The organism is Corallococcus sp. AB011P, from assembly GCF_003611605.1.
GTDB classification, from domain to species: domain Bacteria; phylum Myxococcota; class Myxococcia; order Myxococcales; family Myxococcaceae; genus Corallococcus; species Corallococcus coralloides.
In genome coordinates this window covers 117239-136948 of sequence record NZ_RAVX01000023.1, presented here as the reverse complement: position 1 = coordinate 136948, position 19710 = coordinate 117239, and the positions used below count along the sequence as shown (strand labels likewise).

The 19710-nt window shown below is 68.8% G+C and carries 20 protein-coding genes; 2 read left to right on the top strand and 18 right to left on the bottom strand.

Annotation, left to right across the window (positions count from 1 at the left end; genetic code table 11):
- A partial coding sequence (locus D7X30_RS43255; RefSeq protein ID WP_233592005.1) for a 3-hydroxyacyl-CoA dehydrogenase NAD-binding domain-containing protein occupies positions 1 to 231 on the bottom strand: 231 nt, incomplete at its 3' end.
- Positions 232 to 599: 368 nt separating this feature from the next.
- On the opposite strand from D7X30_RS43255, the gene D7X30_RS35860 reads away from it, so the two are divergent.
- On the top strand, positions 600 to 1247 hold the full coding sequence (locus D7X30_RS35860; protein ID WP_120567466.1) for a hypothetical protein: 648 nt from the start codon (positions 600 to 602) through the stop codon (positions 1245 to 1247).
- Here D7X30_RS35860 and D7X30_RS35855 read toward each other — a convergent pair whose 3' ends face one another.
- The 5 genes from D7X30_RS35855 to D7X30_RS35835 form a co-directional block, all read right to left on the bottom strand.
- Positions 1248 to 2222: a hydrolase gene (locus tag D7X30_RS35855; RefSeq protein ID WP_120567465.1), complete on the bottom strand. Its 975-nt coding sequence runs from the start codon at positions 2220 to 2222 to the stop codon at positions 1248 to 1250.
- Entirely contained in the window at positions 2219 to 2521 is a 303-nt protein-coding gene (locus D7X30_RS35850) for a YkgJ family cysteine cluster protein (protein WP_120567464.1), read from the bottom strand. The genes D7X30_RS35855 and D7X30_RS35850 overlap by 4 nt, the downstream gene beginning before the upstream one ends.
- A 23-nt stretch (positions 2522 to 2544) precedes the next feature.
- Positions 2545 to 3684 carry a hypothetical protein gene (locus D7X30_RS35845; protein WP_120567463.1) on the bottom strand — a complete coding sequence of 380 codons (1140 nt, stop codon included), beginning with the start codon at positions 3682 to 3684 and terminating at the stop codon, positions 2545 to 2547.
- Positions 3685 to 3795: 111 nt separating this feature from the next.
- On the bottom strand, positions 3796 to 4752 hold the full coding sequence (locus tag D7X30_RS35840) for a GNAT family N-acetyltransferase (RefSeq protein WP_120567478.1): 957 nt from the start codon (positions 4750 to 4752) through the stop codon (positions 3796 to 3798).
- 43 nt (positions 4753 to 4795) lie between these two features.
- A complete protein-coding gene (locus D7X30_RS35835; RefSeq protein ID WP_120567462.1) occupies positions 4796 to 5467 on the bottom strand; it encodes a hypothetical protein in 672 nt (223 codons plus the stop codon).
- A 169-nt stretch (positions 5468 to 5636) separates the two neighbouring features.
- Between D7X30_RS35835 and D7X30_RS35830 the strand changes: the two genes are divergently transcribed.
- The gene (locus D7X30_RS35830) at positions 5637 to 6698 is read left to right on the top strand and encodes a DUF481 domain-containing protein (protein WP_120567461.1); all 1062 of its coding nucleotides are present in this window, start codon (positions 5637 to 5639) and stop codon (positions 6696 to 6698) included.
- Between the two features lie 105 nt (positions 6699 to 6803).
- On the opposite strand, the gene D7X30_RS35825 is transcribed toward D7X30_RS35830, so the two are convergent.
- Genes D7X30_RS35825 through D7X30_RS35770 form a run of 12 tightly spaced genes read right to left on the bottom strand, consistent with a single transcriptional unit; the run spans position 6804 to position 19630 of the window.
- Entirely contained in the window at positions 6804 to 7244 is a 441-nt protein-coding gene (locus D7X30_RS35825; RefSeq protein ID WP_120567460.1) for a cytochrome C oxidase subunit IV family protein, read from the bottom strand.
- A 10-nt stretch (positions 7245 to 7254) separates the two neighbouring features.
- Entirely contained in the window at positions 7255 to 7917 is a 663-nt protein-coding gene (locus D7X30_RS35820; protein WP_120567459.1) for a cytochrome c oxidase subunit 3 family protein, read from the bottom strand.
- The gene (locus D7X30_RS35815) at positions 7910 to 9586 is read right to left on the bottom strand and encodes a cytochrome c oxidase subunit I (RefSeq protein WP_120567458.1); all 1677 of its coding nucleotides are present in this window, start codon (positions 9584 to 9586) and stop codon (positions 7910 to 7912) included. Before D7X30_RS35815 ends, D7X30_RS35820 begins: the two co-directional genes overlap by 8 nt.
- Positions 9570 to 10616: a cytochrome c oxidase subunit II gene (gene coxB, locus D7X30_RS35810; RefSeq protein ID WP_120567457.1), complete on the bottom strand. Its 1047-nt coding sequence runs from the start codon at positions 10614 to 10616 to the stop codon at positions 9570 to 9572. The genes D7X30_RS35815 and coxB overlap by 17 nt, the downstream gene beginning before the upstream one ends.
- On the bottom strand, positions 10613 to 11488 hold the full coding sequence (locus D7X30_RS35805; RefSeq protein WP_120567456.1) for an SCO family protein: 876 nt from the start codon (positions 11486 to 11488) through the stop codon (positions 10613 to 10615). Before D7X30_RS35805 ends, coxB begins: the two co-directional genes overlap by 4 nt.
- A gap of 40 nt (positions 11489 to 11528) precedes the next feature.
- Entirely contained in the window at positions 11529 to 12008 is a 480-nt protein-coding gene (locus tag D7X30_RS35800; protein ID WP_120567455.1) for a hypothetical protein, read from the bottom strand.
- Positions 12005 to 13204, bottom strand: coding sequence for a hypothetical protein (locus D7X30_RS35795; protein ID WP_120567454.1), 1200 nt, complete (start codon positions 13202 to 13204; stop codon positions 12005 to 12007). Before D7X30_RS35795 ends, D7X30_RS35800 begins: the two co-directional genes overlap by 4 nt.
- Positions 13201 to 13761, bottom strand: a complete 561-nt coding sequence (locus tag D7X30_RS35790; RefSeq protein ID WP_120567453.1) for a cytochrome c — start codon at positions 13759 to 13761, stop codon at positions 13201 to 13203. Before D7X30_RS35790 ends, D7X30_RS35795 begins: the two co-directional genes overlap by 4 nt.
- Complete coding sequence (locus tag D7X30_RS35785) at positions 13758 to 14303, bottom strand: DUF3341 domain-containing protein (RefSeq protein ID WP_120567452.1); 546 nt, start codon at positions 14301 to 14303, stop codon at positions 13758 to 13760. Before D7X30_RS35785 ends, D7X30_RS35790 begins: the two co-directional genes overlap by 4 nt.
- 4 nt (positions 14304 to 14307) lie before the next feature.
- Positions 14308 to 15747 carry an NrfD/PsrC family molybdoenzyme membrane anchor subunit gene (gene nrfD, locus D7X30_RS35780; RefSeq protein ID WP_120567451.1) on the bottom strand — a complete coding sequence of 480 codons (1440 nt, stop codon included), beginning with the start codon at positions 15745 to 15747 and terminating at the stop codon, positions 14308 to 14310.
- Positions 15748 to 15752: 5 nt separating this feature from the next.
- Positions 15753 to 18971 carry a TAT-variant-translocated molybdopterin oxidoreductase gene (locus D7X30_RS35775; protein WP_120567477.1) on the bottom strand — a complete coding sequence of 1073 codons (3219 nt, stop codon included), beginning with the start codon at positions 18969 to 18971 and terminating at the stop codon, positions 15753 to 15755.
- Complete coding sequence (locus tag D7X30_RS35770; protein ID WP_120567450.1) at positions 18968 to 19630, bottom strand: cytochrome c3 family protein; 663 nt, start codon at positions 19628 to 19630, stop codon at positions 18968 to 18970. Before D7X30_RS35770 ends, D7X30_RS35775 begins: the two co-directional genes overlap by 4 nt.
- Between the last annotated feature and the right edge of the window lie 80 nt (positions 19631 to 19710).

Sequence of the window (19710 nt, the reverse complement as noted above, 5' to 3'; positions counted from 1 at the left end):
TGACGTCTTCTCGCCGGGGATGACGTCCACCAGCGGCACCAGGTGCGCGGGCAGGTAGTAGTGCGCGGAGAGGACGCGCTCGGGGTGCACGCAGGACGGGGTCGAGCAGCAAAAGCAGTACGGGGCGGGACGGGCGGGACGGGGCAGCACGCAGGACGGGGTCGGGCGGGTCGGGGCAGCACGGGGCAGCACGCAGCACGGCGGATCAGGGCAGTGCGCATCACCTCGCATCGCGCGGCACCGGGGGGCATCAGGCGGCGCGGTCGAGCAAGGCAGCAGGCAGGTCGCGGGACGGGGCTGGGCGGCGGGACGGGGCAGTGCGCAGTTTGGGGGAGTCCGGCAAAGGCGGTCGTGGTCGCCGGACGGGAGACGTGAAGAGTCGTGAATCAAGACGTGGCGGTGCGAGAGCTTCGCGATCCAGCCGGCGGCGGCATCGAGGCGACGCGACAGTCAGCACCGGACGTGTGGCAGTGGCGGGAGTGGCGGGTCGGGGGGAGCAACACGCAGCCGGGTCTCGGAGAGCGAGTGCTCCTGGGATCCGGCGTACCTCGCAAATCTCATCGCGCATGGCCGCGATGTCTGGAACGGGGAGAATCCTCATGGGAGCGGTGTCCATCGTCACCGCGGCGGTAGCGGTCCTGGCGGCCCACACGGCCATCGCCCAGACAGCACCGCAGGCGCAGTTGCCGCAGGTTCAGGCCCAGCAGGGCGAAGGCCGGCGCCGCATGAATGATCCAGAGCGGCTCGCCCCCTTCGGTCTGATGCTCGACGCGGGCATGCCCGAAGGCGCGGGACTCTCCGGCGTCCTCCGGCCCTCGCCGTACCTGCGAATCCACCTCGGCGGCGCGCACAACGGTCTGCGAGGCGCCTTGCGCGCGGGACTCACGCTGCTCCCGCTGAAGAGCAAGGTCTCTCCCTCGTTCTCATGGGAGTTCGGGCACGCACAGGCCGCGAGCACGGAGACGCTGAACCGGAGGCTCGCGGACCGCACGCAGCTGCCCGCCTCCTCCATGGAGCGCGTGGGCTACACGTACATCAGCACGCACGTGGGCCTGGAGTTCAACGCCACCCGGCGCCTCAGCTTCTTCGTGCGCGGCGGCATGAGCTTCATGGAGATGGACGTCCCCAGCCTCCAGAAGCTGGACGAGCCCTTCCGCGACGGGCTGTCTCCCGTGGAGACGCAGTCGTGGATGATGCGCAAGGTGCAGCCGTCCGGAAAACTCGGCCTCACCTTCTTCTTCGGCTGATCAGCCGGCGAGCACCCGCTCGAAGAACGTGAGCGCCTGCGCCTCCGCCCAGAAGTACGGACGGTGCACGCGGCCCGCGACGAAGCCCACGTGGCCGCCCTGTTCGGTCAGCACCACGCTGAGGAACGGGTTGTCCCGCGCGGAAGGCGGAATCACCGGCGCCTCCAGCATCGGATCATCCGCGGAGCTCAAGAGCAGCGTGGGCCGGCGGATGTCCGCGAGCCTGGGCCCCGACGACGCCTCCCGGTAGTAGTGCTCCGCGTCCCGGAAGCCATGCAGCGGCCCGGTGACCACGTCGTCATAGCCCCGGATGGTGCGCGCCGCCTCCATGCGAGTTCCGTCGAACGCGCCCGGGAACCGCTGCAGCTTCGCGCGGGCCTTGCTCTTGAGCGTGCGCAGGAACCGCTCGCGGTAGAGCCAGTGGTAGCCGCTGCCGCCATCCAGCTTGCGACAGCACGCGTCCAGGTCGTACGGCGCGCTGATGGACGCGGCGGCCACCACGGGCGCCTGCTCCCCCGTCTCCTCCAGCAGTCGGCACAGCACGTTGGCGCCCAGGGAGAAGCCCACCGCGAGCATCGGCCCGGTGATGCGCTCGCGCACGTCCGCCATCACCAGCAGCGTGTCCGCCGTGTCCCCGGAATGGTACGCCCGGGCCAGCCGGTTCGGCTCCCCGCTGCACGAGCGGAAGTTGATCGCCGTGGCGCCCCAGCCGCGCTTCGCCGCGCCCCGCAGCACCTCCGTGACGTAGCCCGCCTGGGACGACCCCTCCAGGCCGTGCAGCACCACCACGTGCGGCGCGCCCTTCGGCCCGTCGAAGGTGTCCAGGTCGACGAAGTCCCCATCCGGCAGATCCCTCCGCTCCCGGCGCAGGGGCGGCACGCGGGTGGGGCGCACGAGCGACGCGTAGATGGTCTGCGCATGCGCGCCGCGAAGGCCCGGCGCGGGAACGAACGGCTCGGTGGGTTGGAAGTTCACTTCCGCTCCCGGATGGCGCGCGCCATCCGCATGGAGGCGCAGCCGGACTTGCGCACGGCTTCCGCCTCCGCGGTGAGCTGGAACAGCGCCAGGTAGTTGTTCACGCGTTCGTCCAACGTGGGGGCCTCGATGCGGCGGCACACCTCGTCCGCCGCGTAGTCCCGGCACACCTGGGGCCGCCGCTCGTACACGGTGCACAGGTTGTCCGCGCCCAGGTGCGGGCACCGCAGCCCCAGCGGCTTGTCCAGCGCGGCGATGTCCGGCGCCACGCAGCAGGCGCCACAGCAGGTGCACTCCATGAGACTCCTCGGGCGGTGCTGCTTCAGCGGCGGACGGCCTGCTCCACCTTGCCCAGGTTCGTCACGGTGAGCGTGACGCCCTGGCCCTTCTTCCACGCGACGAACTCGTCCTCGCGCGTGGGCTTCACCTCGTGCTGCTTCACGCCGTCGTCGTCGTAGCGCACGAGCACGGTGTAGTCCTCCTCGCGCCGCACCCGCTCGTTCGTCCCGGCGGTGAGCTCCGGCCAGCGCGGCGGACCCTCCGTGCCCTTGAGCTCGCGCGTGTCCACCGGCTTCCACACGTACGTGTCGTAGGCGCACTGCTGCGCGTAGACGGGCTCGTTGCGGTAGCGCGTCTCCGTGTCGCAGTCCTCGTAGGACTCGTTGCAGTACTTCGTCACGTCGTGGCAGACCTCTTCCGCGAAGCCGTTGCCCTTGTCGCGACGGGTGCACTTCTCCTCGGTGCCGCAGGCCACCTTGCGCGTCTTCGTCCGGCACACGCGCTGGGTGCCGTCCGCGACCCGGCGGGTGCCACGCTGGCGGGATACGCAGTCGCGGATGTTCGTCACGCCCGCGACCTCTCCCGCGCCGTTCACCGGCATGCGCGGCGAGGTGGTGCTCAGCTCATCCCGCCAGCCCGTGCGCGTCTCCGGGACGAAGCGCTCCTGCACCAGCGCGCGGCGCCAGTTCGTCGCCACCACCTCGCCCTTGAGCTCATGCTTCAGGTTGCCCCAGATGCCCACCGCGCAGGTGCCCAGGCAGCACGAGGCGAGGACGCCCACCACGATGAGCGCCACCTTCCCGAAGCGGCGGGGCTTGGGCGCGGGCTTCGGGGGCGCCTTGGGGGACAGGTCCGCGAGCGGCGCGGCCTTCGCATCCGAGCCCCGTTCGGCGGAGCACTGCCGGCAGCGCTTGCCGTCGCCCCGGTTGGCCGCGCCGCAGTAGGCGCAGAACCAGTCCTCGCCGGCGCCGGCCATCTCCAGGGCCTGTTCGTCGGAGACACCCTCGCGGGTGGACTTCCCGGAGGCCGCGTCCACGTCACCGAAGTCGAACTCGGACTCCTTGCCGCTGAGCTCCCGCGGGTTGTTGCAGGAGGGGCAGTTCTTGTGACGGGCGGGGATGTTCCGGGCACCGCAGGACGTGCAGTTCCAGGAGCCCTCGATGATGCGCCTTCGCTCGGCCATGAGTGCATCCTAGGGGACCTGTCGCCGCCTGACACAGTCGGGTTGGGGGCGCCGGCCCTGTTCCCACCGGGCCGGAGGTGGGGCGCCTGACCGCCGCCCTGTCCGCGGAGCTCACACCCAGAGGGCGCGAGGGAAGGGGACCTCCGGCGCGGGAGGCAGCCCCGGGCGCAGCGGCCGCAGCATGGGCAGCGACCCGTCCCGCTGCACGCGCACCGCGCCGGGGACCCCGCCGAGCAGTGACGCCGTCGTGGGCTCCTCCCACCACACCACGCGCTTGAGCCCCGCCTGATGCGCCACGCGGCGCGCCTCCGTGAGCAGCGCCTCCGCCGCGGAGGCGTCCCGCGCATCCAGCATCAGCACCACCAGCTCGCCGTAGCGCGCGTTCATCGTCCACAGCGCGGTGGATTCGCCCACCACCGCGCCGCACGTCCGGGGCCGGGGCCGCGACAGCAGGTCCGCGTAGATGCGCTCCCGCTCCAGGTGCCAGTCCACCTGCGCGGCGCCAGGCCACAGGAAGAAGGGCACGTCCGGCTGGCGCATCCGCGCGAGCGCCCCCGCCACGTCCGTCTCCTGGAGCCCCCCGTCCACGGGCCGTCCCCCCGGCGCATCGGCCGCGTCCAGGTGCCAGTCCCACGCGGGCACCTCCACGTAGCCCGACCGGCGATACAGCGGCGCCCCGACGTCGGAGAACAGGACCACCGAGTGCGGACGCGGCGCCACCCGCTCCAATTCCGCGGCGACGGCGTCCATCAACCGGGTGGCGTGTCCCCGCCCGCGCAGGTGCTCCTCCGTGTACACGCTGGCGATGGCGTAGCTGTCCCCCTGCGTCGGCTGTCCGTCCGCGCCCCGCAGGAAGCTGTCCGTGTGGAACGTCTCGCACGACGCCAGCACCCGGCCGTCGTCCGCCAGCCACAGCCACGTGTTCATGCCCTCGCGGCTCCACGGGTGCGCGCGCAGCCGCGCTTCGCGCTCCTGGTACTGCGGCACGCTCAGGGGGGAGCCCCACGCGGCATGGGTGACGGCGTCGCGCTGCGCCTTCTGCGCGTCGGTGGCGAGGACGAGGGACATGGTGCCGGGCACGCTAGGCAGGTGCCCCACCCGCGCGCGAGCACTACAGCGTCGTGGTGTACGGGAACCGGAAGTGCAGCTGCAGGTACGCCTGCCCCACGTGGAAGATGCCGTCCCCCAGCGAGTCCGGCAGCCCCAGCCCGCCCAGCTCCTGCGGCACGTAGAACGTGGACTCCCAGCCCACGCTGACGAGGAAGCTCTTCGCCAGCTGGAACTCCAGGTCCGCGCCCAGGCTCGCCCCGGGCCGCAGGAAGTGCGTGTCCGGCAGCGTGTCGGAGAAGATGTACGCGTACGTCAACACCAGCCCCACGCCCAGCTTGAAGCGCACCGGACTGGACGACAGCGGCACCCCCAGCCCCAGCGGCTTGAACGTCACGCCGTACATCCCCGTGTCGCGGTACTTGGGCGAGATGATGAACGAGTCCGGAATGAAGATGGACGGCGAGATGCGGATCTCATCCATCTGCTTCGCCTGCTTCCGGTAGCGCGCAGGGATGGCGCGCTGGTTCTTGCGCAGCCACTCCTTGTCCAGCACCGCGTCCACGGACAGCTTCAGCCCCGTGTGCAGGAGCTGGTCGTCCGCGATGGGGCCGGAGAACACGAACACCGCCGGCCCCACGCCCACGTCCACCGGCACGGTGACCTTCTGCGCCGCCGGAGCGACGGCGGGCCAGGACAACAACACGAACAGCAGCGGGAGCAGGGTGTGCCTCAAGGGCGGGTCCTCACGTACCGGGGCCGGGAAGGGCCCGCATTTCGAGCCTAGAAGGTGAAGACGCTCCGTGTCCCGCATGCGCTAAGAAGTTCGCGCCGGAAAGGGAGCCGGCCCATTCACGCTCCCTTGCAGGTCCGCTGCCGCACCTGCCTCATCCCAAGGAACCCAGATGCTCCCCGTTGCGCTGCTGCTCGCCTCGTCGCTGCAATCCCAGACGCCGCCGGCGCCTGCCCCGCGTCCCGCCGCCCCGCCGTCTCCGGCCGCCGCCCGCGCTCCGGCGCCGCCCGCGCCCCCGCCGCCCGCCATGCCCGCGGACGCTCCCGCGGCCGAGCGCGCCGCCGTCGCCGCGGAGCGCGCCGCCCTCGCCGCGGAGCGCGCCGCCGAGGCCAGTGCCCGGCTCGCGGAGGCCATTGAGCGTCTGGCTGAAGTCACCGCGCGCGGGCCCATCGCCCCTCCGCCCCCCGCGCCCGCCCCGGAGGTCGCCGCCGCGGCCCCCGCGAAGCCCAGCGTCTGGGACGTCAGCGTGGGCCTGAGCCTCATCTCCCTCACCGGCAACGCGTCCACGCTGACGGTGAGCGGCCTGGCCAGCGCGCTGCGCAAGACGGAGCACTGGATCTACTCCGTGAAGGCCTACGGCGCGTACGGCCGCAGCCGCCCGCCCCAGGTGGAAGGGGTGGTGGAGTCCCTGTCCCAGGTGGTGGCCCTCAACGCCGGCATCGAACTGCGTGGGGACCGCCGCTTCACGCAGGAGATCAGCGGCTATCTGCTGGCCGGCGCGGACACGGACCACATCAAGAGCATCGAGGCGCGGCCCTATGGTGAAGCCGGTGCCGGCATCCTCTGGTTCGACACCAAGAAGGACGAGAAGTCCGGCACGCGCGAGACCATCCTGCGCACCGACTTCGCCTTCCGCTACGCGCGCGAACTGCGCTTCCAGTACTACCCGACACGCATGGACCTGGGCGACGTGGACCTGGGCGGCCCCCGCTTCGGCGCCATGTTCCGCTACGGCCTCTCCAAGGACATCACCTTCCAGGAGGACGCGGAGATCCTGGTCAGCGTCATCGCCGACTCGCGCATCCTCTTCAGCAGCCAGACGCAGGTGATGGCGAACCTCACGGACGCGCTGGCCCTGGGCGTGGGCTTCCTCGTGAAGTCCGACAGCGCCCCGCCCCCGGGCAAGGTGTCCACCGACACGGCGCTCTCCTTCAACCTGACCGTCGCCCTGTAGTCCCCCGGGCGGGCCGGGCCACCCAGGCCCACCAAAAGCGACGCGGCGCCAGGGAAGAATCCCGGGCGCCGCGTTCGTGCTTCAGGGGACTGAGAGAGGCGGGGACTACTCGTGCTTCTCGTGGGTCTGCTTCTGGATCTGCTGGTGGCCACCCGTGCGGCCTTCCGTCGGGTTCGCTCCGATGTCCACCGCCTGCAGGTCGCTGTACTGCGACCCCGGCGGGTTGGCCAGACGGAAGCGGGTGCCAATGTCCATCAGCGAGAAGCCGATGAGCAGCACCACGAACACGATGGAGACCGCGAACACCAGGCGGTTGGCGCCCTGGTGCTCCGACAGGTGCATGAAGTACAGCGTCACCAGCGTACCCTTCACGCTGGCGATGATGAGCGCGAGCACCAGACCGAAGTCAGGCAGGTGCATGCGGCCGGTGAAGACCGTGACGAGCGTGAGCACCAGCAGGGCAATCCAGATGACCACGTAGCGCCCGGCGCCGTGGTGCTCCTGCATGTTGTGCTCTTCCTGATGCGATTCGTTGGCGATGGCCATGTCGTAACCCTCAGACCAGGTACAGCATCGGGAAGAGGAAGATCCACACCAGGTCGACGAGGTGCCAGTACATGGAGCCCAGCTCGACCTGCGTGTAGTTGTTCGCGTTGAAGTCCCCGACGCGGTACGCGCGCACCGTGGCGAAGCCCAGCACCGTCATGCCGATGATGACGTGCAGTGCGTGCAGCGCCGTGGAGGCGAAGTACACGGAGAAGTACATCGGCGCGCCCGGCAGCTGGATGCCTTCGTAGAAGTAGTAGCGGCCCGGCAGCGTCCCGATGTGGAACTTGTGCTTGTACTCGAAGAACTTGATGACGAGGAATCCCACCGCCATCAGGAGGGTGAGCACGTTCATGTGCCCCACCATCTTGTTCTTCCCCTCCTTGGCGTAGTGCACCGCCATGGCGGCGGTGAACGAGGAGGTGATGAGCACCACCGTGTTGATGGTGCCCATCGTCAGGTCCAGGCTGCGGCTGGAGGCCGCCCACGCTTCCGGGAACAGGAAGCGGTAGGCCGCGTAGCACGCGAACAGACCCGCGAAGAGCAGGATTTCCGTGGCGAGGAACAGCCACATGCCCAACCGCGCCGCGTGCTTCTGGACCTCCAGCGACGCGAAGTGGGCGGCCAGCTTGGGACCGGGCGCCGAGCCCGGCGTCACGTGCGCGCTAGACATCCGACACCTCGCCCTCGGCCTTCTTCGGATCCACGTAGAAGTGCGGCTCTTCGGGATACGTAGGCTGGGGCCCGATGAAGTTGTGCGTGGGCGGAGGGGACTGGGTCAGCCACTCGTAGCCCTTGCTGTTCCACGGGTTGTCCACGCGCTCGCCGTAGATGAGCGCGTAGGTCAGGTACACCGCGATGATGATGAAGCCGAACGCGAGCAGGGACGCACCGGCCGTGGACGCCACGTTCAGCGCCTGGAAGCGCTCCGGGTACTCGTAGTAGCGGCGCGGCATGCCCGCGTTGCCCACGAGGAACTGGGGGATGAACGTCGCGTTGAAGCCCAGGATGATGAGCGCCGCGGAAACCAGGCCCCACCCCTCGTGGTACATCTTCCCGAACATCTTCGGGAACCAGTAGTGGAGCGCGGCCAGGAAGGCCATGATCGTCGCGCCCACCATGATGAAGTGGAAGTGCGCCACGACGAAGTAGGTGTCGTGCCACGCCACGTCCAGCGACACCGTCGCCACCGCGATGCCCGTCATGCCGCCGAACACGGTGAAGAACAGGAAGCCGCAGAAGTAGGCGAACGGGGTGCTGAACTCCACCGCGCCCTTGTAGACGGTGCCCACCCAGTTGAAGACCTTGATGGCCGTGAACACGCCCACCAGCATCGACAGCACGCCGAACACGCCGGCGTTGAAGGTGGACTGGCCGGACACGAACATGTGGTGGCCCCAGGCGAAGAAGCCCACGAACGCGATGCCCACGCTGGAGTACGCCACCGCGCGGTAGCCGAAGATGTTCTTGCGGCTGAACGTGGAGACGATCTCGCTCATCACTCCGAACGCCGGCAGCACCATGATGTACACGGCCGGGTGGCTGTAGAACCAGAACAGGTGCTGGAAGAGCACCGGGTCACCGCCGCGGGCCACGTCGAACATGCCCAGGCTGAACAGGTTCTCCGCCGTCACCAGCAGGAGCAGCAGGCCAATCACGGGCGTCGCCAGCACCTGGATGCAGCTGGTGGCGTAGAGCGCCCACACCATCAGCGGCATCTTGAACCAGGTGATGCCCGGCGCACGCATGGTGTGCGTGGTGACGATGAAGTTCATGCCCGTGAGGATGGAGCTGAACCCGATGATGAACGCGCCGAAGAGCACCGGCGCCACCGTGGTCGTCGTGTGCGCGCTGTACGGCGTGTAGAACGTCCAACCGGTGTCCAGGCCGCCGTTGAGCATGCCCCAGAGCGCGAAGCCCGCGCCGGCCAGGTACACGTAGAGCGACAGCAGGTTCAGGCGGGGGAACGCCACGTCCTTGGCGCCCAGCATCAGCGGCAGCAGGAAGTTGCCGAAGATGGCCGGGATGGCAGGGATCATGAACAAGAAGATCATGACGATGCCATGCAGCGTGAAGACGCGGTTGTACGTCATCGCGTCCATGATGGTCGGACCGGGCGTGAGCAGTTCGATCCGGATGAGCAGCGCGAAGATGCCGCCCACCAGGAAGAACAGCAGCACCCAGGCCATGTACATGATGCCGATGCGCTTGTGGTCCACCGTCAGCAGCCACGACTTCACCGTGGTGCCGTCCGTCAGGTAGCTCGGGTGGTGGCCGTGGTCGTCGTGCGCCTCATGGCCGGGGACGGCCCCCGGCGCGGCGATGCTACTGGATGGGGTCATAGGCGGGGCCCTCGGAAGCGGTCTCGCGCACGTTCGCGGTGCGCAGCGTCTTGATGTACTCGACGATGGCGGCCGACTCGGGGCCCTGCAGCTTGCCCTGGTAGGTCGGCATCACGTTCTGGTAGCCGGCGACGATGTGCGCGCCCGGGTCCATCATCGACTGGGTGATGTAGGCTTCGTCCACGCGGATGCTCTGGCCATCGTCGAGCTTCTCCTCGCGCTCGTACATGCCCAGGAACGTGGGGCCGATGTGCTTCGAGCCGTCCACCGAGTGGCACTTGAGGCAGCCCTGCGTGCCCACCAGCTTCTGGCCCTGCTCGGCCATGCGGGCGACAGGCGGCACGAGCGACGTGTCCGCCAGCGCGTCCTGCCGGTCCTGCAGGCGGCCGCGCTGCTGCTCCTTCAGCCAGTTCTCGTAGTCCTCCGGCGCGAGCACGACGACCTCCGCCAGCATCTTCGAGTGCGACAAGCCGCAGTACTCGGTGCAGAGCACCTGGTAAGTGCCGGGCTTCGTCGCCTCGAACCAGGCCTGCGTGTAGCGGCCCGGCAGCGCGTCCATCTTGATGCGGAAGGACGGGACGTAGAAGGAGTGGATGACGTCGCGGGACGTGATGAGCAGGCGCACCGGGCGGTGAGCCGGCACGTGCAGCACGTTCACGCCGTTGGGGCCCTCCGGGTAGGAGAACTTCCACATCCACTGCTTGCCCATGACGTAGACATCCATCGAGTCCTTGGGCGGAGTGGTGAACCAGGTGAAGTCCCGGAACCCGATGGCGAACCACGCCAGGAAGAACACCAGCGGGACGGAGACGAAGAGGAACTCCGTCTTCAGGTCCGGCACCACGTATTCCGTGTGCTGGTGGGCCTCCCGCCGACGGTAGCGGAAGAACATGAAGAGCGCCGCGAGGCCGACGCCCGCGGACATCACCATCGTCGTGCCGACGACGAAGTAGTGCAGGAAGTCGACCCGTTCCGCGAACGTGGACGCGCGCTCCGGGAGGAACAGGAATTGGTTGGCCAGGTCGCTCATGTAGTCGCGCCTTTCTTCAGCTCGCGCCTCCAGAAATAGATCAGCATCGTGGCCAGGGCGCCGAAGACAGCCAGGGAGCCCAGGCGGATGAACCCGAAGATGTAGAAACCGTACCGCCGAGTGGCGGTGTCATACTTGAAACAGGACATGACGATGCGATCGACGCTCGTCCCGACCCGACCGCCCGCTGCTTCCAGCAGCGAAAGCTTCACGTCCTTGCGGTCGAACGACGTGCCGTAGAGGTAGCGGGAGATGCTCCCCTCCGGGGTGAGCACGGTGACCACCGCGGGGTGGGCGTACTGCTTCGTGCTCGGTTCATACGTGTACTTGAAGCCCACGGCATCGGCGAGCTTGTGGATGTTCTCGTCGGTGCCGGTGAGGAAGTGCCACGGAGCCGTCTCCGGCTTGCCCATGGACTGGAGGTACTTGCGCCGCCGCTCCGCGCTCTGCGCCGGGGTGTCCTTGGGGTCGATGCTGACGGTGACGGCCTCGTAGTCCTTGCCCAGCTCCAGGCCCAGCTCGCGCATCACGCGGACCTGCTCGTTGATGACGAGGTTACAGAGCATGGGGCACTCGTAATAGACGAGCGTGAGCAGGGTGGGGCGCGTCTTCGACAGCAGCGTGCCCAGCCGGACCTCCTCCCCAGTCGAGTCCAGGAAGCGCGTCTCCAGGGGGAGCGGATCCCCCAGGTGCTCCTCCACGTCCACCCCCGTCACCGGCGGGGGCAGGTCGGAGTCCGCCTCCACGATGGCGCGGGGCGTCTTGCCTCCACCCGGCAGGGCGAACGCGGGCGTGGCGCTGGTGAGCACCAGCGCGAGCGCCGCGAGGAGCCCGGCGGCGCGGGCGGAGGAGGGCGGAGGAAGGGACGGCATGGCGGGGGACGGCTCGGGGGCAGGAGGAGCGGGTGGGAGCCTACTTCTTCGGGGCCGGAGCCGGGGGCGCCGTGTGCGGCGCGGACTCCGGGGCCGGCGTGGGAGCCGGGGCCGGCTCGCGGGCCTTCTGGGCCTCGGTCGTGATGACCTGGTCCATGGCCTTGTCCAGCGACTTGTGGGCGGCGACGCCCGGCTGGTCACCCCAGCCGTTCTTCAGCGCCTGGTGCTGGCCGCCAATCTTCTCCGCCGCGCGCCAGTCCTGTTCGAACAGGCGCTGGTTCACGATGCCCACTTCGTACTGGCCCACCGCGGCGGGGCGCGGAGGAGGACCGTCCGGCTGGGCCTCCTGCATGGTCACGACCTGGATGCGCCAGGCCCACACCGCGCCCACGAGGAAGAGGACCATGGCGCCCACACCGACGCCGACGACCTTCCCCATGACAAGGTGGTCTTCCTCGGCGGCGACGCCATGCGCGCCGACGATGACCCGCGATTCGACTTCGGACTGGGTCTTCTTCATGGCTGCACGTACCTCAGGGACTCCGCGATGTAGGGGTCCTTCACCGGGAACGTGTACTTGTTGCGCGCCCGGAAGAGGGCATAGCCCACCGAGACCCCGCCCACGCCCACGAAGGCCGTGAGAATCGTCCAGTGGAAGGTCGGCCCGGCCTCGCCGGAGAACGCCGGCCAGATGAGCCAATACAGGTCCACGGCGTGCATGAGAAGCATGTAGAGGGCGGCCACGGCCAGGGTCCCGGTCTTCTCCTTCAGCTTGCGTGACAGCAGCGTGAAGAACGGCAGCACGAAGTGGCCGAAGAAGATGACGAGAGAGACGTCGCGCCACGGGCCGTACATGCGCAGGCCGTACCAGGGGGCCTCTTCCGGGATGTTGGCGATCCACACCAGCAGGAACTGGGAGAAGCCGATGTAGGCCCAGAACGCCGTGAAGGCGAAGATGAGCTTGCCCAGGTTGTGGTAGTGCGGCGTCTTCACCAGGCTGCCGTACAGGTCCTTGCCCTGGGCCCTGATCGTGGCCAGCGTGAGGACGCAGAAGGCGGCCAGGAAGCTGCCGGCGAAGTAGTAGACGCCGAAGATGGTGGACTGCCACAGCGGGGTGAGGCTCATCAGCCAGTCGAAGGAGGCGAAGGTGATGGTCAGCGCCAGGAAGGGCAGGGCGCCCGGGGAGAAGCGGCGCTGCTTGACGGTGAGCTCCAGCCCGCCCGACTCGTCCTGCTGGGTGCTCCAGCCGTACAGCCGGTGGGAGACGAAGATCCACACCGCGAAGTAGATGACCTGGCGGACGATGAAGAAGGTCCCGTTCAGGTAGTGGGCCTTCTTATGCGCCAGGTGCTCCACCTCGATGCCGTGGATGTGGGCGGCCAGCGGCGAGCCATCCACCCAGGGGTACAGGTGCTTCATCATGGGGATGAAGGCGAGGATGAGCACCGCGAAGACGGGCACCGCGATGGACATCGTCTCCATGGCGCGGCGCAGGACGATGGGCCACTTCGCCTTCGCCGTGTGGAAGATGGCCAGCATGATGAGTGCGGACACACTGATGCCGACCCAGTAGGTGAAGCCCAAGAGGTAGCTGAAGCTGGTCGCCTCCGGGTTCATGAAGAAGCCCACGGCGGTGAGCACGAGGCCCACCACGCCCAGGCCGAACGCGGGCACCATCAGCTTGGGCGTGCCGGTGTAGCGCTCCATGGCAGTCATCGGTTCTCCTGCGGGACGGGCTGCGTCCCGGCGGTGCTGCGGGCGGCCTGCAGCGCGCGCACATAGGCGACGACGGCCCAGCGCTCACGCGTGTCGAGCTCACCCGAGAAGGACGGCATGATGCCGTAGCCCTCGTTGATGGCGGTGTAGAAGTGGCCGGCCGGCTTGTCCGCGAGCTCCAGCAGGGACGGCGGCAGGCGCAGCGCCATGTTCTCCGCGACGACGCTGTTGCCGTCGCCGAGCACGCCGTGGCACTGCGAGCAGACGATGTTGTACTTCTTCTGGCCAAGCTCCAGCAGGTGCTTGTCCACCGGCAGCGGGATGGCGTTCACGGCCACGCCGTTGGCGCGGCCCGTGGAGATGCCCGGGTTGCCCACCGGCCGCTCGCGCGGGACGGTGCCGGCGGGGGGCACGCGCATGGCGCGGCCGTCCGGCCAGAACTCGGACGTCTCGTAGTACTCGTACTTGGCCTGGTGCTCCATGCGCTGGAGGAACTCAGAGCTGACGTTGCAGCCCGTGAGCGCGGCGAGCCCGGCGGCGGGGATGAGCCACCTCATTCGTTCTCTCCCGACACGACGGTCACGTGGGTCGCGCCCAGGGCCGTCAGCTGGTTCTTGACGTCCGCGGCGTCCGTTCCCGTGGGGTGCGGGATGCTCAGCCAGAAGCCGTGCGTGGACGCGCTGCGGAACTCTTCCGACTCGAAGGCCGGGTGGTAGGGCTGCGGCAGCTTGCTCAGGCCGAGCAGGCCAAAGAAGATGCCAAACGCGGCGAACAGCACGCTCAATTCGAACGTGATGGGCACCCAGGCCGGGAGGCTCAGGAGCGGACGGCCGCCGACGTTGAGCGGGTAGTCGACGGTGTTCATCCACGTCTGCATCGTGAGGGCGGTCACCATGCCGGTGAGGCCGCCGCCCAGGGCGATGAAGGGCATGCGGGAGGGCGGCAGACCGAGGGCCTCCGACCCGCCGTGCAGCGGGTACGGGGAGTAGGTGTCCATCCCCTGGAAGCCCTTCTCGCGCATCTGCTGCGTGGCGGAGACGAGGGCTTCCGGGGTGGCGAACTCGGCCATCACCCAGGAATCAAGGACCTTGGCTTCCATGATGCTAGTGCGCTCCGTGGGTGGCCGCGGCGTCCGAGCCGTGGTGTCCGTTGCCATGGGCGGCGTGGGCGGCGTGCTTGAGCTCCAACTGGAGCTCCTTCACCTCGCTCACCGCGACGGCGGGAACGAACTTGAGGAACAGGAGGAACAGGGTGCCGAACAGGCCCAGCGTGCCGATGTAGATGCACCAGTCCACCCAGGTGGGCGTGTAGATGTCCCACGAGGAGGGCAGGAAGTCCTGCGACAGCGACGTCACGATGATGATGAAGCGCTCGCACCACATGCCGATGTTCACCGCGATGGACGCCACCCACATGATGGGGATGCTGGTGCGGCACTTCCGGAACCAGAAGATGTTCGGGGTGATGACGTTGCAGGCGATCATCAGCCAGTACACGCCGGCGTAGGGGCCCGTGGCGCGGTTCACGTAGAAGGTCCAGAACTCGTACTGGTTCATGGAGTACCAGGCGATGAAGTGCTCCATCATGTACCCGTAGGACACGATGAGGCCCGTCGCCAGGATGACCTTGTTCATGTTCTCCAGGTGGCGGTCCGTAATCACGTCCCGGAGACCCAGGTACTTACGGGCGGGCACGATGAGCGTGATGACCATCGCGAAGCCGCTGAACACGGCGCCGGCCACGAAGTAGGGCGGGAAGATGGTCGCGTGCCAGCCCGGAATCTGGGACACGGCGAAGTCGAACGACACGATGGTGTGCACGGACACCACGAGCGGCGTCGAGAGGCCGGCGAGCAGCAGGTAGCCAATCTTGTAGTTGTGCCAGTGACGGCCGGAGCCGCGCCAACCCAGGGCGAACAGGCCGTAGATGGTGCGCTGCAGCTTCCCCTTGGACGAGTCACGCAGGGCGGCCAGGTCCGGGATGAGGCCCACGTACCAGAAGAGCGCGGACACCGTGAGGTACGTGGAGATGGCGAACACGTCCCACACGAGCGGCGAGCGGAACTGCGCCCATGCGCCCAAGGTGCTGGGGTAGGGGAACAGCCAGAAGGCGAACCAGGGACGGCCCGTGTGGAGCAGCGGGAACAGGCCGGCGCACATGACCGCGAACAGCGTCATGGCTTCCGCGAAGCGGTTGATGCTCGTGCGCCACTTCTGCTGGAAGAGCAGGAGGATGGCGGAGATGAGCGTACCGGCGTGGCCGATACCGACCCACCAGACGAAGTTGATGATGTCGAACGCCCAGCCGACGGGCTGGTTGTTGCCCCACACGCCGATGCCGCGCGCGAGGGTGTACGTGACACCGACGACCAGGAGGCCCAGCGCCGCGGACGTGATGCCCAGCAGCATGAACCAGCCCTTGCCGGGCTTGCGCCAGACATGGTCCAGCAGCGTCTCATTGAGGGACTTGTCGTCGTGGTGCGGCGCGACGAGGTCCCGGGGCTCGAGGGGGTCGAGCGGGAGTGCGTGTGCGGTCTCGGCCATGACGGTCAGTGACCTCCTTCATGCGCCGGCGCGGCTTCAGCAGGGGCGGCGGGCACGAGGGCAGGGTTGGGGTTGCGCAGGCGGATGAGGTGGGCGGTGCGGGGGCGGGTGCCCAGCTCGTGCAACAGCCGGTAGGCACGCTCGTCCTCGTGGAGCTGGGTGACGCGCTGGGCGGGGTCCGCCAGGGAGCCGAAGGCGATGGCCTGCGTGGGGCAGGTCTGCTGGCACGCCGTCTGGAGCTCCTTCTCCTGGATGAGGCGCTTCTCGACGCGGGCGTTGATGCGGACCCGCTCGATGCGCTGCACGCAGTAGGTGCACTTCTCCATGACGCCGCGGTTGCGCACCGTGACGTCCGGGTTCATCAGCATCTTCTCGGTCGGCGTCTTGCCCTGCGTGTAGTGCAGGTAGTTGAAGCGGCGGACCTTGTACGGGCAGTTGTTGGAGCAGTACCGCGTGCCGATGCAGCGGTTGTACACCATGTCGTTGAGGCCCTCGTCCGAGTGCACGGTGGCGTTCACCGGGCAGACGTACTCGCAGGGGGCCTTCTCGCAGTGCACGCACGCGACGGGCTGCATGACCATGGCGGGGTCGTTCTCATCGCCCTGGAAGTAGCGGTCGATGCGCAGCCAGTTCATCTCACGGCCGCGGCCCACCTGCTCCTTGCCGACGACGGGGATGTTGTTCTCCGCCTGGCACGCCACGACGCACGCGTTGCAGCCCGTGCAGCGCGACAGGTCGATGGACATGCCCCACTTGTAGCCCTTGTCCGGCGAGGTGGCGTACTCGAAGTCCGGCAGGTTGTTCTGCTTGCCCAGCTCGTGCTTGGCCTGGACGCGCTCCAGCGTGTGCTCCGTCTCCTTGGACGGGTGCGCCAGCTCGCTGACGGACATGTCGAGCGCCAGCGGGCGGCCCTCCATGCGCCAGTGGTACTGGGTGCGGGCGAACTTGTGGCTGCCGCGGACCTTGGTCAGCTTCGCGCCGCCGTCGAACCAGGGGGCGTTCACGCTGCGCAGCAGGTTGGCGTTGAAGCCGATGTCCTTGGCCACGACCTCATGGAGGCCGGTGCGGCCGTAGCCCAGCGCCACGGTGACGGTGTCGTCCGCGTTGCCGGGGAGGATGGTGACCGGGACCTGCAGCTTGCGCCCGCCGTACTCCAGCTCCGCGACGTGGTTGTTCTCCAGGCCGAGCCGCTTGGCGGTGGCCGGGCTGAGGATGGCGGCGTTCTCCCAGACGATCTTCGTGATGGGATCCGGCGTCTCCTGGAGCCACGCGTTGTTGGCGAACCGGCCGTCCAGGACGCGGTAGTCGTGGACGAAGTTGATCTCCATCTCACCGGCCGCAGGCGGCTGGTAGGCGGCGACCAGCTGCGAGGCGGCTCCCGTGTCCGGGGAGGCCGTCAGCGCGGCGGCGACGCTGCCGGGGACGATGCCCTCGGAGACCCAGGTCTCCCAGCGGGTCTCGAAGTCGGCGCGGCCGGCCTCGCCACCCTGCGCGGCCCAGTAGTCGCGTACCAGCTGGTAGGCGGGGCGGAAGGGCTCGTCGAGGAACAGCGCGTACAGCTCCGCTTCCGGCACGCCGTTGAAGAGCGGCTGGATGAGGGGCTGCGTGATGCTGACGGTGCCGTCCACCGCGCGGCCGTCGCTCCAGGTCTCCAGCTGGTGCGCCAGGGGCACGAACCAGTCGGCGAACTTGGAGGTCTCGTCCTCGTAGTGGCCCGCGTACAGGACGGACAGCGCCTTGCGGTTGGCGTTCTGCTTGGGGTCCAGCACCTCCGCCAGGCCCGCGTCCACCGGCAGGGCGTAGACGGGGTTGGTGGCGGTGATGACCAGCGTGTCCACCTTGCCGGCCTTGATGTCCGCGACCAGCGCGCTGATCTCCGACAGGCCCGAGGACTCCGGGGCGGCGGCCGGGACGAGCTTCACGGTGGTGCCCACGTTGCCCAGCGCGGCGTTGATGGCCTGCGCCAGCGCGTGCACGGCGGCGGGCTGGCGCTCACCGGCGAGCACCACGGAGCGGCCGGTCTTGGACCTGAGGTCCTGGGCCACGGCCTGCACCCACGACTGGGTCTCCGGGCTCAGCGAGCCGGCCTTGCCGGACGCGGCGGCGCCCAGGCTGGCCGCGGGGCCACCCACGGCCTGCGCCAGCGCGGCGGCGATGCCGAAGACCTCGGCGGACTTCACGCGCTTGCGGTGGTCCGCCATGCCGCCCGTGATGGACATGCGGGACTCAGCCACGTACAGGCGGTTGAGCTCGCCGTTCTTCGGGTCGCGGCGGTCCGCGAACTGGCGGTTGAGGGCCAGGTTCTCCGGGCGGCTCTCCAGGAAGTCCGCGTCCAGGGAGACGATGACGTCCGCGCGGCTCAGGTCGTAGACGGCCTGGACCGGCTGGCCGAACAGGGCGCGGTTCGCCTGCGCGGCGGCGGAGTCCGTGATGGACGAGAACGTGTGGAAGCGCGCGTTGGGCAGCTTCTTCTGGATGCGGCCCGTCACGTCGCGCAGCGTCGGCGAGCTGATGGGCTCCGTGAGGAAGCGCAGGCGGCTGCCACCGTCGGCCGCAGCCCGCTGGCTCACGAGGGTGGAGATGTCCTCGGCCAGCACGCGCAGCGAGCGGGGGTTGTTGCCCTGGCGCAGCACGCGGGCGCGCTGCGGGTCATAGAGCGAGAGCAGGAACGCCTGCTCGAAGACGCCGGCAGCGCCCTGGTTGATGGGGTGCTGGGGGTTGCCTTCGATCTTCACCGGGCGGCCTTCGCGCGCGGTGATCAGCAGGCCGGAGGTGTGGCCCCCGAGCGTCATGCCGGACGCGTAGTGCAGCGGGTTGCCCGGAGTCACTTCCGGCGGCGTCTTCGTGTACGCCACCATCCGCTCATCCTGCGGACGGGTGCTGCACGCGGTGGCGCCGGCCAGGGCGAGCGACGCGCCCATCAGCTGCATGAACTCGCGGCGGGCGAAGCCGGTGGGGGGAAGGTCCGCGCCGACGGGGAACTCTGGGCGGGTCTCCTCCAGGAACTCCGGCGTGGCGAGCTTCTCCTCCAGGCCGAGCCAGTACGTCTTGCCGTACGCGCCTTCCGCCGGGACGGCGCGGGTGGAGGCGTGCTCGAGCGCTTCACCCACGACATCGTCGTGGGCGTGCGCGTGGGGGGCGGCCTCGTTGCGGCCCGAGACGACCGGGAGCGCGAAGGACGAGGGGGTTTCCTGCGCGGGCGCGCTGTCAGGCTTGGTGTTCATCGGTGGCATGTGGAGCAGCTCGTGCGCGAGTGAACGTCGTATTCCTTGATGAGCGTCTCAGCGAGGGCCGAGGCTTCCGCCTTCTCCGTGGGAGGCGCCCAGGTCATGCTGGTGATGAACTCCGGGGGCCGGAGGTTGGGGCCGGGATTGCGGTGGCAGTCCAGGCACCAGCTCATCGTCAGCGGGGCGGTCTGCTCGATGGCGCCCATCTGGTCCACGCGGCCGTGGCAGGTGGCGCAGCCAACGCCCTTGCCCACGTGGATGGAGTGGTTGAAGTAGACGTAGTCCGGCAGGTTGTGGACGCGGACCCAGGGGATGGGCTGGTCGGCGAAGAACGCCTTGCGGACCTCGGTGAGGTACGGGCTCTTGTTCCACACCTGCGCGTGGCAGGACATGCACACGGTGGTGGAGGGGATGCCCGCCGACGGGGACTTCTCCACCGTCCAGTGGCAGTAGCGACAGTCGATCTGCTCGTCACCGGCGTGGTGCCGGTGGTCGAACTCGATGGGCTGTTCCACCGGGCGCGCCTGATTGGTCACGAGCGGGGAACGCACGTAGGCCAACAGGCCGCCGATGGCGATGGCGGGCACGGCGAGGAGCATCGCGGCCGACAGGCGCGACACCGTATTCGTCCAGCGTGGGAAGAGAGGGCCGCTCATACCAGGACCAGGGGCAAGGGGACTGAAGGCGACATGAGAGCAGGGGTGGACGCGGGGAAACCGTTCGGCGCGGAAGTCAG

Bases quoted from the DNA above. Each gene is read 5' to 3' on its own strand.
- D7X30_RS35860 (WP_120567466.1), top strand. From the start codon at position 600: ATGGGAGCGGTGTCCATCGTCACCGCGGCGGTAGCGGTCCTGGCGGCC.
- D7X30_RS35850 (WP_120567464.1), bottom strand. From the start codon at position 2,521: ATGGAGTGCACCTGCTGTGGCGCCTGCTGCGTGGCGCCGGACATCGCC.
- D7X30_RS35845 (WP_120567463.1), bottom strand. From the start codon at position 3,684: ATGGCCGAGCGAAGGCGCATCATCGAGGGCTCCTGGAACTGCACGTCC.
- D7X30_RS35840 (WP_120567478.1), bottom strand. From the start codon at position 4,752: ATGTCCCTCGTCCTCGCCACCGACGCGCAGAAGGCGCAGCGCGACGCC.
- D7X30_RS35830 (WP_120567461.1), top strand. From the start codon at position 5,637: ATGCTCCCCGTTGCGCTGCTGCTCGCCTCGTCGCTGCAATCCCAGACG.
- D7X30_RS35825 (WP_120567460.1), bottom strand. From the start codon at position 7,244: ATGGCCATCGCCAACGAATCGCATCAGGAAGAGCACAACATGCAGGAG.
- D7X30_RS35820 (WP_120567459.1), bottom strand. From the start codon at position 7,917: ATGTCTAGCGCGCACGTGACGCCGGGCTCGGCGCCCGGTCCCAAGCTG.
- D7X30_RS35815 (WP_120567458.1), bottom strand. From the start codon at position 9,586: ATGACCCCATCCAGTAGCATCGCCGCGCCGGGGGCCGTCCCCGGCCAT.
- coxB (WP_120567457.1), bottom strand. From the start codon at position 10,616: ATGAGCGACCTGGCCAACCAATTCCTGTTCCTCCCGGAGCGCGCGTCC.
- D7X30_RS35805 (WP_120567456.1), bottom strand. From the start codon at position 11,488: ATGCCGTCCCTTCCTCCGCCCTCCTCCGCCCGCGCCGCCGGGCTCCTC.
- D7X30_RS35800 (WP_120567455.1), bottom strand. From the start codon at position 12,008: ATGAAGAAGACCCAGTCCGAAGTCGAATCGCGGGTCATCGTCGGCGCG.
- D7X30_RS35795 (WP_120567454.1), bottom strand. From the start codon at position 13,204: ATGACTGCCATGGAGCGCTACACCGGCACGCCCAAGCTGATGGTGCCC.
- D7X30_RS35790 (WP_120567453.1), bottom strand. From the start codon at position 13,761: ATGAGGTGGCTCATCCCCGCCGCCGGGCTCGCCGCGCTCACGGGCTGC.
- D7X30_RS35785 (WP_120567452.1), bottom strand. From the start codon at position 14,303: ATGGAAGCCAAGGTCCTTGATTCCTGGGTGATGGCCGAGTTCGCCACC.
- nrfD (WP_120567451.1), bottom strand. From the start codon at position 15,747: ATGGCCGAGACCGCACACGCACTCCCGCTCGACCCCCTCGAGCCCCGG.
- D7X30_RS35775 (WP_120567477.1), bottom strand. From the start codon at position 18,971: ATGAACACCAAGCCTGACAGCGCGCCCGCGCAGGAAACCCCCTCGTCC.
- D7X30_RS35770 (WP_120567450.1), bottom strand. From the start codon at position 19,630: ATGAGCGGCCCTCTCTTCCCACGCTGGACGAATACGGTGTCGCGCCTG.